Annotated in this window: 18 protein-coding genes; all 18 read right to left on the bottom strand. The window is 37.2% G+C overall.

Translation table 11 applies throughout. From position 1 onward, the window contains the following. Positions 1-58 precede the first annotated feature (58 nt). Complete coding sequence (locus PV403_RS12220) at positions 59-604, bottom strand: DUF402 domain-containing protein (RefSeq protein ID WP_213533699.1); 546 nt, start codon at positions 602-604, stop codon at positions 59-61. A 34-nt stretch (positions 605-638) separates the two neighbouring features. Next, positions 639-878 (bottom strand): DUF3977 family protein, encoded by a 240-nt coding sequence (locus PV403_RS12215; protein WP_213533697.1) that lies wholly within the window; start codon positions 876-878, stop codon positions 639-641. Positions 879-902: 24 nt separating this feature from the next. Continuing rightward, positions 903-1,436 (bottom strand): HAD-IIIA family hydrolase, encoded by a 534-nt coding sequence (locus PV403_RS12210; protein ID WP_213533695.1) that lies wholly within the window; start codon positions 1,434-1,436, stop codon positions 903-905. A 12-nt stretch (positions 1,437-1,448) separates the two neighbouring features. Then, positions 1,449-1,967, bottom strand: coding sequence for a DinB family protein (locus PV403_RS12205; protein ID WP_332084811.1), 519 nt, complete (start codon positions 1,965-1,967; stop codon positions 1,449-1,451). 56 nt (positions 1,968-2,023) lie between these two features. Next, positions 2,024-2,488, bottom strand: a complete 465-nt coding sequence (locus tag PV403_RS12200; RefSeq protein WP_332084810.1) for a GNAT family N-acetyltransferase — start codon at positions 2,486-2,488, stop codon at positions 2,024-2,026. A 109-nt stretch (positions 2,489-2,597) separates the two neighbouring features. Continuing rightward, the gene (locus PV403_RS12195) at positions 2,598-3,170 is read right to left on the bottom strand and encodes a GNAT family N-acetyltransferase (RefSeq protein WP_332084809.1); all 573 of its coding nucleotides are present in this window, start codon (positions 3,168-3,170) and stop codon (positions 2,598-2,600) included. Positions 3,171-3,246: 76 nt separating this feature from the next. Beyond that, positions 3,247-3,819, bottom strand: coding sequence for a GNAT family N-acetyltransferase (locus PV403_RS12190; RefSeq protein ID WP_332084808.1), 573 nt, complete (start codon positions 3,817-3,819; stop codon positions 3,247-3,249). A gap of 19 nt (positions 3,820-3,838) precedes the next feature. Next, a complete protein-coding gene (locus PV403_RS12185) occupies positions 3,839-4,321 on the bottom strand; it encodes a GNAT family N-acetyltransferase (RefSeq protein WP_332084807.1) in 483 nt (160 codons plus the stop codon). Continuing rightward, complete coding sequence (pyrE, locus tag PV403_RS12180) at positions 4,322-4,879, bottom strand: orotate phosphoribosyltransferase (RefSeq protein ID WP_332084806.1); 558 nt, start codon at positions 4,877-4,879, stop codon at positions 4,322-4,324. Positions 4,880-5,017: 138 nt separating this feature from the next. After that, complete coding sequence (locus tag PV403_RS12175) at positions 5,018-5,164, bottom strand: hypothetical protein (RefSeq protein WP_332084805.1); 147 nt, start codon at positions 5,162-5,164, stop codon at positions 5,018-5,020. Between the two features lie 336 nt (positions 5,165-5,500). Further along, complete coding sequence (locus PV403_RS12170; RefSeq protein ID WP_332084804.1) at positions 5,501-6,004, bottom strand: DUF4275 family protein; 504 nt, start codon at positions 6,002-6,004, stop codon at positions 5,501-5,503. After that, positions 6,001-6,402 (bottom strand): hypothetical protein, encoded by a 402-nt coding sequence (locus tag PV403_RS12165; protein ID WP_332084803.1) that lies wholly within the window; start codon positions 6,400-6,402, stop codon positions 6,001-6,003. The genes PV403_RS12170 and PV403_RS12165 overlap by 4 nt, the downstream gene beginning before the upstream one ends. Before the next feature lie 45 nt (positions 6,403-6,447). Further along, complete coding sequence (locus PV403_RS12160) at positions 6,448-6,903, bottom strand: hypothetical protein (RefSeq protein ID WP_332084802.1); 456 nt, start codon at positions 6,901-6,903, stop codon at positions 6,448-6,450. A 29-nt stretch (positions 6,904-6,932) separates the two neighbouring features. Next, on the bottom strand, positions 6,933-7,424 hold the full coding sequence (locus tag PV403_RS12155; RefSeq protein WP_332084801.1) for a hypothetical protein: 492 nt from the start codon (positions 7,422-7,424) through the stop codon (positions 6,933-6,935). 83 nt (positions 7,425-7,507) lie between these two features. Continuing rightward, entirely contained in the window at positions 7,508-8,230 is a 723-nt protein-coding gene (locus tag PV403_RS12150; protein WP_332084800.1) for a metallophosphoesterase family protein, read from the bottom strand. A gap of 210 nt (positions 8,231-8,440) precedes the next feature. Then, positions 8,441-9,922: a glycoside hydrolase family 32 protein gene (locus PV403_RS12145; RefSeq protein ID WP_332084799.1), complete on the bottom strand. Its 1,482-nt coding sequence runs from the start codon at positions 9,920-9,922 to the stop codon at positions 8,441-8,443. 11 nt (positions 9,923-9,933) lie between these two features. Beyond that, positions 9,934-11,184: an MFS transporter gene (locus PV403_RS12140; protein WP_332084798.1), complete on the bottom strand. Its 1,251-nt coding sequence runs from the start codon at positions 11,182-11,184 to the stop codon at positions 9,934-9,936. Between the two features lie 203 nt (positions 11,185-11,387). Next, positions 11,388-12,371, bottom strand: coding sequence for a LacI family DNA-binding transcriptional regulator (locus PV403_RS12135; RefSeq protein WP_332084797.1), 984 nt, complete (start codon positions 12,369-12,371; stop codon positions 11,388-11,390). Between the last annotated feature and the right edge of the window lie 206 nt (positions 12,372-12,577).

Here is a 12,577-nt window from a genome sequence, read left to right as displayed (position 1 = left end):
CAAGAAGGTATGGATATAAATTCCATAATAACATAATTTAATTTGAATTAAGTGCTTTTCAATATTTCACATGTTTTAATAAAAGATTAAAATAATGTTCACTACTCTGCATAACAGGCAGACTCATGGATTTTATGCTTTTTATTAAGTCTTTCATTGTATTCTTTGCTAGGTAATAATCATCTAATTCAATTGCATTTCTATTCAATGCGTCTTCCAGTTCATCTTCATCCTTCATTTGAAATTTTCCATTTGGAAGAACCATCACATCTAAATAAAGATCATCCCAAAAAGGAATACCTTGATCGCTGATCCCGTTTTGCTTAGATATATCAAAATACCACTGAATAATCTCTTTCTTGTCATTAAACATCGTTGTAACACAGTAATTCGATTTCCAGGGAAAATGTTGCATCCAATAGTAACCATCATCAACAATAAGAACTTCTTCCCCGTTGATTACGGTAGTTAGTGGTTCCTTCACTTGATGAATCGTAATTAAGGTAGCATAACCTTCAAACTCATTATCTTGAAAATACTTGCATACAAAATTTCGATCAAGCACTCGATGCCAGTCTAATCGGTCTGCATACTTTCTTTTCACTTCAGCACCTCCACCGAGATCCCTTGAATCCTTCTTATAACCCAGAGAATCCAATCATTAGTTTGAATTTCCTTCTATCCTTCTTAATGAACTTTATGCCTTCCTTGGTATCAATGATCAAAACATTCGTACCTATCCATACCCGGATATATAACGATTCCATTTTGAATGGCTTTATAAAACCTTTCATTTCACTTTCCGACCCATCGTCGTGTTCAATCTCTGTTCTAACAAACCAAGTATTCCCGATTCCGATTTCGGTATATTTCTTCAAAGAAATAACTCCTTCAAGAGTTTATTAGATATGTGTATTAAGTATCCATTCCACTGCATCATTGATATGCTCCGCTATATAATCAGGTTCGGCTTCTTGCCATTTATGTCTGTAATCTGACAGAGATGATGCGCCCCATCCGGTTCTCACCAGAATTTTAGTTGCACCCACTGCATGAGCTGCTAGCATATCTGTTTCCCCTACATCACCAATTACCACACACTTAGATAAGTCTAATTGATGCTTTGAGGCTGCTTCTTGCAACATACCAGGTTTAGGCTTCCTACAGTTACAATGATCTTGTTCACTATGAGGACAGATATAAGAACCATCAAACCCATATTTCTCGAATTCATGTCTAAAATCTTCTATTGTTGCTTCACTGCGTGAGATTCTATGCTGATTCGTAAAAGCAAACACCTTGTACCCTGCTTGCTTCAACCGGTTAATCGCATCCTGAGCACCCTCATATTGCTTAAAGTTACTTGGATGTATAAAATGACCTGTGCCACCTATAGTCCCGTCACGGTCGATAAATACAGCTTGAAAATCCTTCATCTAATCCCTCCCCTATTTAACGTTGACCATTTTTCGAAGCTGATTAATATGAGCTTGATGATAGCGACTATGGTCAGCCATATGCCATATCCCCCATCGTATAGTTGCTTGTTTTTCATTGTCATGTCCAAAATTAACAACTCTGTCTAGATCCGCATCGATTAACTGCGTACATGCAGCTTCCAACATATTTAATACTTGTTCATAGTTATACATTAGTGTGCTCAATGAGATCCCATCGACCATGGGGAGCCTATTATTTTCATCAATCATGGGACCATATTGTTCTGATAATGACTTAGGAAGTGGTTGCTCCTTTATTCTATAAACCCAGTTCAGATCAACATAGGTGATATGTTTTATTAACTGAGCAGTACTGTTCGATTTATTATCGGGTCCTTTGTAATCTACTTCTTCTTGTGACATCCCATCTGTAATACTCTTAAGTCGGTGGCTGTTCTCTTTTACAGCGGAATATAACATACCCACAACAGGTGACATATTGGCTTGCCCTTGTAAATCATAGATCACTCGCAGACTCCCCCTTATTGCTTAATTCATATCTGATAATTGAAAAGGGTACGATTTCAGCACAACATATTTTCCATTGGTTCCTTACAATGCTCATATCCATTCCTTTTATAAAAATCTACACCTTCATCACTTGGCCATACGATAATAAATTCATATTTACTTTCTTTAGCCCAATCATTGATTTGCGATAATAAGTTACTACCGATGCCTTTTCCTCGATAATCTGGTTTTGTATAGACATTGGTCATATAAGCAAAAGGGTTTGTCGTTCTACCTGGTCTAGGGACTTTATGTATAAGCTCTATGTATATATTTGATACAATAATTCCGGCTTCCTCAGCAATCCAAACATACCACTTGCGACTTTGAAATATTTCTATTAAAAAAGCGCTACATTCATTGTAGAAGACATCATAATTTACATTTTTGAGTTTGCCTTCAACATCGTATTCCATTGTAAAATCCCATCTCAACTGAATGAGTTGATCAATGTCTTCCTTATTAGCTGTTCTTATCATCAATAATCCCCCTAGAATATGCAGCAATATCTCGTAAGCGAAGATAAGTTGTTAGAAGAGAAGGTTGGATTAAATCTCACCCACAACTTTTAAGATTATCTAATACACCCTAGTGATCGTTATCGATAAGATGATCCCAAGTATCTTTAAGCAACCCATATTCTTTAATATCACTATACGTACCGTCTTTAAGTATCATCTCCTGTTTAAATTCACCCTCTATAATCATTCCGAGCTTTTGCAGCACAAGACCTGAAGCGATATTATCTGAATGGTGCCATGCTTTTAACTTATGGGCGTTTATATCTTCGAAAGCATACCTTGCGATTTCTTTTGCAGCTTCACTAGTAAATCCTTTCCCCCACCACTTTGATCCGATATAATAGCCAATCTCACACTTCGAATGTTTATTAGATAACTCAGGAAAATGGATTGATCCAATCACTTCGTTATCAAACACTATAGCCCATCGATAGAATTCAGGATTGGTATATCCAGACACCCATTTCTGTAGCAATATTTCTGTTTCGTCAGGTGAATGATGTGCATCCCACGCTAAATATTTTGTCATCTCAGGATCACTGGTCATGTTTTTATACACGGATTCCAGATCATCCTCTGCAAACCGGCGTAACAATAAATGTTTTGTTTGTAGTGGTACAGTACCTTTGTGGTTCAACATGTTATTTCCTCCTAGTCAGCAAATTAAGTAATCGATACTCTAAAATGCTACTATTTCATGTTATATCTTCCTATGTTCATCCTGTTTTTTTCTTCATAAATATTGCGACTTCTCCATCTAAAACGTCATTGTTTGTATAATAAGACAAATCAACCCCTTCTATTTCAAATCCGCATTTTCTATAGAAGCTTATAGCATTCGCATTGGTATTCTGCGTTTCCAAATTGATAGCTCTAATTCTGTTTGCCTTAGCAAGACACGTTAATTCATTCATTAGCTGCTTTCCAATAGACTTCCTTCTCCAGCCTTCTGCGACTTGGAAGTGCCAAATCAATAATGTATTATTCCATTGCATCTCCTCAGCTATCACTACCCCGACCAAATCACGACCTATGTATGCCCCTAATGAATATCCCGTTGAAGCGATCTTACTATAACGCTCGTAATCCTCTTCACTATTTCTATATGATTTATGAATCATGCTTTCAAGTTCAATTAATTCAATTGCGATCATAGTTCTTTCTTTCGTTTCCGTTTTGCTTACTCTATATTTAGAGTCTGTAACATATCCAAATTCCCCAAGGTTCTTCTGTTCTTCATTCGTGTATTTATGTATCGGTTTTATCTGTATTGTTTCTATTGAAATCACCCTTTACTATGATTCACTTTTAAATAAGTTCCCTGCTCATATGGATCGAGATTATTCTCTTATTGTCTATATTGGTGATTTTTAAATCATAGGGTTTGAATCCATACTTCGAATAAAATGCTAACCCTCTTGAATTTGTATTATGACAAGCTAATCGTATCGTTCTCACTCCTAAATGATGTTTAGCTTTTTCAAACATGACATTTAGTAGATATGCGGATGCACCTTGGCCCCTATACTTAGGGGAGACAATTACATTACCGAGCCAACAGATACTTTTTTCTAAGTCATATCCATATATATTCGCGTAAGCAATCACCTCATCCGTTGCTTGTTCTATGATCACAGTTGGTTCTAACCGATCCTTCAATAAATCCATTATTTGATTGGGTGTTAAGGGGTAATTAAACCCAGGACTAATATATTTCAATTCTTCTTCCGATTGTGGAAATGTAGAGATCACTTTCAAGTCTTTCTCTTCAAGACTTCTGTAGACATACATTCATGCCTTCTCCTTTATCAAATTCAAGTTACTGCCATCTTGAGCTGCCTCCATTAATTCTTCCATCTTAAATAATGAATGTAATGTAAGTCCTTCTGCTTCTAATCTCTTTCTGCCTTCTATGTCTCTTTCTATTACAATTACAACATCTGTTACAATTGCCCCGGCTTCTCTTAAGTCTTTAGCACTTAATATCACTTGTCCGCCTGTTGTTACCACATCTTCAACAATACAAATTCGCTTTCCCTTCACATCGATACCCTCAGCTAATTTACAAGTACCATATGCTTTGGCCTTTTTTCTTACAAATGCTGCGGGGATACCTGATTTCAAAGAAAGTGCCGTTGCTACCGGTACACCGCCCAGTTCAAGACCTGCAAGTACTTCAGTGCCTTGGGGTATTAATTTTTCAAGCTCTGATGCGATTTTGGATAACAAATGAGGTTTTGCCTCGAATAAATACTTATCGAAATATTCGTTAGATACTTTCCCTGATCTTAATAGAAATTCTCCCGTTAAATGCGATACTTCATAAATTTCTTTGGCTAGTTCCTTCATAAAATGACCTCCAAGTATTGTTTTGATAGTTCTCGTTATTTTATCTTTCGTTTGTACATTTAGGACACTTAACATTTGCTCAAACTGTTGTTATCAGATGTTTGTGTGCTCGTGATTCCTCATACCGATGATAGCCCATCACTTTAATACTAATCCTTGTAAAAACTGTTCCATTAGATCATTTGATAGACGAATGGCTTCTACCCGGTTACTTGCTGGGGCCGTTATCATGTACCCATTTTCATTATTCCATGAGAGGATACCTATAACAGTCAGTTTCTTCACGCTGGCCACCTTTTGTATGAAATATTTCTAATAAATGTTTGAGATTCACAAAGGTATCATTCATTTGGCATTCTCATTCCAATATTATACAGTTTTCTGTTAAAAGGCGATAGCCTTTCAACGAGCTTACATTGTAAATAGATGATTGTTACTCCAAATGGGGACGATAATTTTACGGGTCAATCCTACCATCCGACTGCCTTAATTTTTTTTCAGCGCAGTATTAAGAGGCAGTATAGAACGATTAAGCTCCATACTGCCTCTTTCATTTAGTCTGCTTTTCCTTCAGCCTCAATTGGGTACACTTGATATGCCCGTGTTTGTTTCACAAGATCATTACAATTTGTAAAAGTATGGTCCACACATAGATTCATGAGTATTTACATATGTCCAAGACAAATTTCTATCGAAAATATATATATCTTGTTCATTGTCAAAATCCTCTGCGACTACACTTCCTGCATTACTGTAAACCAGCACGTCAGGTATATTTTGATACATCACGTATAATTCATCTTTCACTTCATGATTAAAAGCTCTTCTTGCTGCTGCATCTTTCAAACAGTCTTGTTGTTCATAACTGAAAATATGCCATTTATACTGACTATAATGTATTACTTCTTTTAGCTCATCAGGGATGTTTTGAGTAAATGTCTTATCCCAAAGGTCAATAATACATCCAGCCTCTTCTAAAAATAATTCTGATATTTTCACACCTTTTTCAATCACACTTTTTCTGAACAGATAGTTCTTTTGAACAAATTGAAGAGAATAATAAACTCTTTCTAATTCTTCATCCGGTAGACTATCTAGAATTAATTGAATTTTGTTTCTAATCAATGTTCTTCTCCCTCATCTTGACTTTCGTATTTGCTAAACCATTCTTTCCCTGTGCTCCAGCCTTCAATCTGGCTTTCATCCTTTAATATGTCTTCACATGCTTTCGCCATGATCCATTCCTTTAATCCATCTTCCTTACTATTCTTGAGCTCGTTAAGTAAAAATTTCAAACCTTTATCTCCGGATGCTAATATCTCATCATATAAATTTTGATTGTCCTGAATAAAGGTGGCGGGATTACTTGATGCAAGTACACTGTTGTTATCCATGATCGACACCAAGTTTCTCTCTATTTGATTACCTATATCATTTGGCTTGGCATTTTGACTTGATTGACATGCTATGAGAATGGATAAATATAGAACTGTCGTTATACTAATGAGTATTTTTCGTTTCATAGAATAACCCTCTCTTATGGGCAGTATTAATATTTCAGCCTCTAATTAATGCTTTCTACTTCTTATCCAAAACACAACGACTATAAGAACCGTAAGACTAATAATTGAAACCGTTAGTAACGTCTTTCCGCTGATCCTTTGTATTGAACTTATTTGAGATGCAAAGAAATACTTATTATTCAGCTTAACTGCTACTGCATCTTGAGTATTGATATCCTTTATTTCAAAAATCAGACTTCCAACGGGTGTATCATTCGATTCACCGTTCTTCTTTGGCATGGGAGTTCTTTGGCGTTCAATCTTCCCAATTTCCTTGCCAATGTTGTTTATATCTATCTCTACACCAGAAACTAGGTACACGTAGTTATTCAAAGCGATTGCACGAGGATAACTTTCGGCGAATGCCTCTCCTGTATTTAATAAAGTCACAATGAATACAATGACAACGAACAGTAGTCGTTTTACGTTATACAGAATCTCGCCTCCTTTTAATCCGGACAATACTTAACTTAAAAACATAATGGATGGATTTACTCATTAGGTGTTTTGGGAGGTTTTTGAGCTTGTCTAACCAATTTTCCTCCGATGAAATGTTTTCCGAATTTCTTTAAATTTCCTTCAATTTCATGATCAGTAGGAATGTGTTTGATTCTCCAAGTTAAAAAATAGGCTTGAACCTTACCACTATAAAAAACCCATGAAAAAAATCTCTCCGCAAATTTATGAGAACCTCTAGTTCTGAAATTATTCATTGATTTTCCATCTTTCCATACCGTAACGGTTTGCCCAATTCCCCCCTGAAGTTGTCCTGAGAGTTCAGCATATAATAAATTATCATTCTTAATCAGCTGCTTCTTTATAGACTCATTCACAATTCCATTAATAATAATTCTGAAAACATTAAACTTCTCTCCGCGTGTTACTGATATAATTGCTGTCTCTGGAAGGGGTATATCTTTATCTCCAAAAGTAAACCTGGCCCCATACTTATTATTTGGATCTTGATGTTTTACCCAATTCATATGGAACACCCCCAATTATATCTTCACTTTCACGACCATTTACTTATAAAGTCATCATCAATTCTATGTTTAAAAAATTAGATTCAGAATATGTAAGCTCCATGAAATATCTTCAATATAAATTCCCTGTCTGGAACTTTAAGTTTTTCGTATGAATTCAAAAAATCAGTATTATCATATGGAATTTGAATGCTCTCCACATTTATGCCTGATTCACTTACATCTACTAAACCATATCTTGCAATAGGTTTATGATTACAACCTAAAGAGCCAGGATTAAAATATACTCTTCGATCTGACGTTAAATGGTGAATAACATGATGATGTCCAAAACAAACGAGGTCATAATCAGAACTTGAATAAAAAGAATCCAGTTGTTCTATTTCTGGATTTTTCTCAATTGGAAGGTAATGGTCTGTCATATCTAAATGATAATGAGCAAAATAAAACGTATACCCTAAAACTTCATATATTATCTTCTTAGGAAGATCGGTTATAAATTCAATATAGTGCTTATCTATTCGATCAGCCAACCATTGATGATGTGCTCTTTCATTATGATGCCCGAGAGGTGGATCTTCGCCTCTAAAGGCTGCCGCCACAGCGAGTTCATGATTTCCTAGAACATACGAGACGTTTTGAGTTTCTAATAACATTGACATCACTTCATTACTGTCCGGTCCTATTCCTACCATATCTCCTAGGCAAAAAATATGATCTACTTTTCGATGTTTTATATCTTCTAGAACTGCTGCTAAAGCAGAGGCATTTCCATGGATGTCTGTAATAATGGCATAAGATTTCATTTGATCACTACTTTCTGTCCATTTCAAATTTCACTAGCATTATTTATCCTTACATAGCTTTAAACGTGTTCCCTCGATAAAAGTTTTAAAACTCTCCATTATTTATGGTTTAGTTCTATAAAAGAACATGCTGATAACTACTTCGCTAAACAAAAAAGACTGCTTTCGAGTCACTGTAATGGCTCATAAAAGCAGTCTTTTGTTTCATCGTTATTCAGCTTGCCAGATATCTTTCAAATTCCAATAGGTTAATTCATTTACCTTAGCCTCTCCGCCTTCAGTTACGAGTTCAATGCCTAATAGCTTCTCACTCGGATAGATGCGGCTCGTCATCGTAGCTTGTCCTTCATTCGCAAACAATTCAATCGATGAGCGATCCACATATACATGCAATGTCAGCTGACCTTCAGCACTTAAAGCTGTACGGCGAACGCCATCTGTTTTCTTGCCTGATTTGGAACAATCAAGCATAAGCTTCTGATCCGGGATTGAATAAGTGATTACTGTTTCCTCATGATCAGTACCACGAAGCTTCAAGCCTACGATATCCGCACTTGTTTTCGTAAGGTCAAACACAACCTTCACTTCTAGCAGATCGGCTTCAACTTCCGTCAATGAGCTCACAGAAATAGCTTGATCTTGAAGTACAACATGTTCACTTTGACGAAGCAGCTTCATTTCATCAACAGGGTTCATGAGAACCTTGTTATTCTCACCGAGTGTAAGTACACGTGGAATCGTCAACGCACCGCACCAACCATCTGCTTTTGTCGGCATCTCAGATTCCCACATATCCATCCAACCGATCGCAATACGGCGACCTTGATCATCAAGGAAGGTTTGAACTGCATAAAAGTCATGACCGTTATCAAGCTCTATAAACTCGCCATGTTTATATTCATTCGTGTCATAATCATACTCGCCGACATAGTACCCCGTCTGGAATAAGTTATTGTACTTATCTCCCTCAGCATCAATACCTTGCGGGGAGAACATAAATACATGTTTGCCGTCTAGTTCAAAGAAGTCTGGGCACTCCCACATGAAGCCCATATCCTTGTCTCCTTGCAGAAGCACACCGTGATAAGTCCACTTTCTAAGATCAGGCGAAGTATACAGAATAACACGCGGCACTTCTTCTTTTGTGCTATTCCCTAGAATCATGTACCAGGTATCCTCATGTTTCCATACCTTTGGATCACGGAAATGCTGGGAGCTATCTGCCGGAGGCTCAGCGATTACAGGATTCTGTTCTATTTTTGTAAAATGAATACCATCCGTGCTTACGGCCACATTTTGATTCTGGAAAAAGATATTATTTGGTTCATCAATATAGTGATGTCCTGTATAGATGAGTGTCAGTTCGCCGTTATTATCTACAGCGCTTCCGGAGAAGCAGCCATCAAGATCACATGTATCTCCCGGCGCTAATGCAATCGGGCAATGCTCCCAGTGTACAAGATCTTTACTTTTAACGTGGCCCCAGTGCATGGGTCCCCAGTTCTCATCATAAGGATGATGCTGATAAAAAGCGTGATATTCACCTTTATATTGAATCAGTCCGTTTGGATCGTTAATCCAGTTTGCTGGCGCCATAATATGATACCCTAAACGGTAACGCTTGTTCATTTTCACTTCTGCCTCTTTCAAGGCCTTCTCCGCTTGCTTCGTATTGTTGTGATATGTGTTCATGTGTTTTCCTCCTATGCTATTTCCATATTCGAACTAGTTTGAGTTTGAGAATCTAGATGATTAGGTTTTTTTGGATCTCTCTTTAAGGTGAAGATTGAGATTGTTGTAAATGCAAGTACGACTATACCCATAAACAAGTATGTGTTCGCAAACCCTCTGATGTCATAAAGCACGCCGGCAATTGGTGAGAGAATCGAAGCTCCTACCTGACTCGTAAACTGATATCCTACCAGATACAAGATTGATGACAAACGCGAGTCAAAATTAGCAGCCAAATACTTAAATACAGAGATCAGCATGATAGGCAGTTCCAATGCGTGTATCAATTTCATAGCTGAGATGCCATAAGGTCCAATTACTAATCCCGAGCCCATGATACGGAATGACATTAAAAACCCTGCCAATATTAGGCCTTTTTTAGCACCAATTTTATTAACAACAAACGGAGCTAAGAACATCATTCCAGCTTCCAAGAACACTTGGAAGGAATTTAAGTAACCATACACCTGATTGCCTAATGCAATGCTAGCGAATGCCGATGAAAAGAAAATCGGAAACTGCTGATCATACACATTGTAGATACACGTAACACCAAGGACATATACAATAAAGAACCAAAAATGCTTATCTGTAAACAAATTTCCGACTTGTCTAAAGTTTATAGACTCAGCCTGTTCCATCTCGGATTCTGTTATCTCAACTTTAATTGACATCATGATGAAGAATAAAATGACAGCTGATATCGATGCAATCCAGAAGTTAATGTTTGGGTTGATGTTAAAGAACTGTCCAGCAAAGAAGGTTGCTGCTGCCCAACCTAGCGAGCCCCACATACGAGATTTGCCGTATTCAAAGTCATATTTGCGACTGACTTTCTCAACATAAGATTCGATAGCACCGATCCCCGCCAAGAAAGCAACACCTAAGTATAATCCGCCTACTATGGCGCCAAGAAATACATTGTACTGAAGCAATGGTCCGTAAACAAAAATATAGAATGGACCTACAATTAAGAGCAAACCGCTAATTAAAAATAAAATATGTTTCTTAAGTCCAATTTTATCGGAGATAAATCCATAAAGCGGTTGCATACATAATGCAAAGATAGCGTTTACAGTAAAGATAATACCTGTTTCAGCACCATTCAGATTGATTTCTTGCCCGAGCCAAATTGAAAACAATGAATAACTTGCTGACCATGTAAAGAAGAAAAAGAAGAAATAGGCGCTTAGTTTCCAGTACATGCTCTTTGAATGTCTCATATCGAACGCTCCTCTAAGTTGACCATTTAATGTGATGTAAACACGTTAACGCTTACAAATTGATTATATGTCAACCGCTTTCATATGTCAACCGATTGACATACTATTTAAAAAAGAAAAAGGAGTGCTCTCCTTTTATCTTAATTTCACTAATGATATAACTTCTTATAACAGCCTGTTTACTGCTAGGTGTCAACTTCGTTCTATGCTGTACTAGCTTCAATAAGTTTCACAGGTAGATAAGTTTCTCGTGGGACGTCATTGAATTGACCTTCAATTTCTTTGATAAGCAGCTCGACTGCAGATCTTCCAATCTCCTGAATAGGTTGCTGAATCGTTGTTAGTTCAGGGAGTAGGTTGCGTGTCGTTTCTGTACCGTCATATCCAATTACCCTAATGTCTTCAGGAACGCGTTTGCCACGTTTCCTTGCCTCAGCAATAAATGATGCTGCCACCAAATCATTACTCGCAAACAGCCCATCGACTTCAGGGTGCTCACTCAGCAAGCGCTGGATGGGTTCATAATGGTTTTGTTGATTGAAAGGATCATGAACTTCATAGGTAATTGCCTCTCTACCATGCTGCGCCATCACATCTTCATAAGCTTTTCTTCTTAAGCTTGCCGGCGTTTCCAATTCTACAGGTCCATTAATGTGCAAGATATGTTGGCATCCCTTATCAATTAGCAGCTCTGAAGCCATTTTTCCGCCCATATAATTATCTGATCCAACTACAGGTATGGTATCCGATAAGAAGCGATCAATCGCAACAACCGCTATATTTTTCTGATCATAATTTACAATACCTCGGTTATGTGTTCCTACGATAATACCGTCCACTTGATTGCGCATCAGCATATCTACATAAGCTTCTTCTTTATCCAGCTGATTTAAGCTGTTACAAATCAGCAGTTTATAGCCGAGTGACGCACAGATATTCTCAATATGAAAAGTTAGCTCCCCGAAGAAAGGGTTACTTGTTGTCGGTATGATTAAACCAATCAAATTTGTTCGTTTACTAAATAGTGATCTGGCAACATCATTAGGAAAATAATTCAGTTGTTGCATCGCTTCCTGAACTCGGTCCTTCGTCTCCTGACTAATATAACCCCGATTATTAAGCACCCGAGAAACCGTCGTCGGTGAAACTCCAGCTAATTTTGCAACATCATTAAGTTTAGGTTTCATAGATTGCTCCCTGCCTTTTCTCCATGCCTTATGTACTCATTATCCTTTCTATTCTAACATGCTTAAACATGAAAGGACATTCATGCTCTGCGTGTGACTCCTACTAAACCAGATAAAGATAAGCGTATGGATACCCATGTCTTTAGTTTTTGAAGAGTGTAAAACGATTAGATGATGATCACGATTTAATTAGAATATATTCCTCG

Source organism: Paenibacillus sp. GYB006 (genome assembly GCF_036577645.1).
Taxonomy (GTDB): domain Bacteria; phylum Bacillota; class Bacilli; order Paenibacillales; family Paenibacillaceae; genus Paenibacillus.
The sequence above is the reverse complement of the archived record's forward strand: the minus strand, read 5'-3'. Positions and strand labels throughout refer to the sequence as shown.

Excerpts from the sequence above, each read along its gene's own strand:
- PV403_RS12200 (WP_332084810.1), bottom strand. The coding sequence starts at position 2,488 with ATGATAAGAACAGCTAATAAGGAAGACATTGATCAACTCATTCAGTTG.
- PV403_RS12155 (WP_332084801.1), bottom strand. The coding sequence starts at position 7,424 with ATGAATTGGGTAAAACATCAAGATCCAAATAATAAGTATGGGGCCAGG.
- pyrE (WP_332084806.1), bottom strand. The coding sequence starts at position 4,879 with ATGAAGGAACTAGCCAAAGAAATTTATGAAGTATCGCATTTAACGGGA.
- PV403_RS12145 (WP_332084799.1), bottom strand. The coding sequence starts at position 9,922 with ATGAACACATATCACAACAATACGAAGCAAGCGGAGAAGGCCTTGAAA.
- PV403_RS12165 (WP_332084803.1), bottom strand. The coding sequence starts at position 6,402 with ATGAAACGAAAAATACTCATTAGTATAACGACAGTTCTATATTTATCC.
- PV403_RS12135 (WP_332084797.1), bottom strand. The coding sequence starts at position 12,371 with ATGAAACCTAAACTTAATGATGTTGCAAAATTAGCTGGAGTTTCACCG.
- PV403_RS12210 (WP_213533695.1), bottom strand. The coding sequence starts at position 1,436 with ATGAAGGATTTTCAAGCTGTATTTATCGACCGTGACGGGACTATAGGT.
- PV403_RS12140 (WP_332084798.1), bottom strand. The coding sequence starts at position 11,184 with ATGAGACATTCAAAGAGCATGTACTGGAAACTAAGCGCCTATTTCTTC.
- PV403_RS12150 (WP_332084800.1), bottom strand. The coding sequence starts at position 8,230 with ATGAAATCTTATGCCATTATTACAGACATCCATGGAAATGCCTCTGCT.
- PV403_RS12195 (WP_332084809.1), bottom strand. The coding sequence starts at position 3,170 with ATGTTGAACCACAAAGGTACTGTACCACTACAAACAAAACATTTATTG.
- PV403_RS12185 (WP_332084807.1), bottom strand. The coding sequence starts at position 4,321 with ATGTATGTCTACAGAAGTCTTGAAGAGAAAGACTTGAAAGTGATCTCT.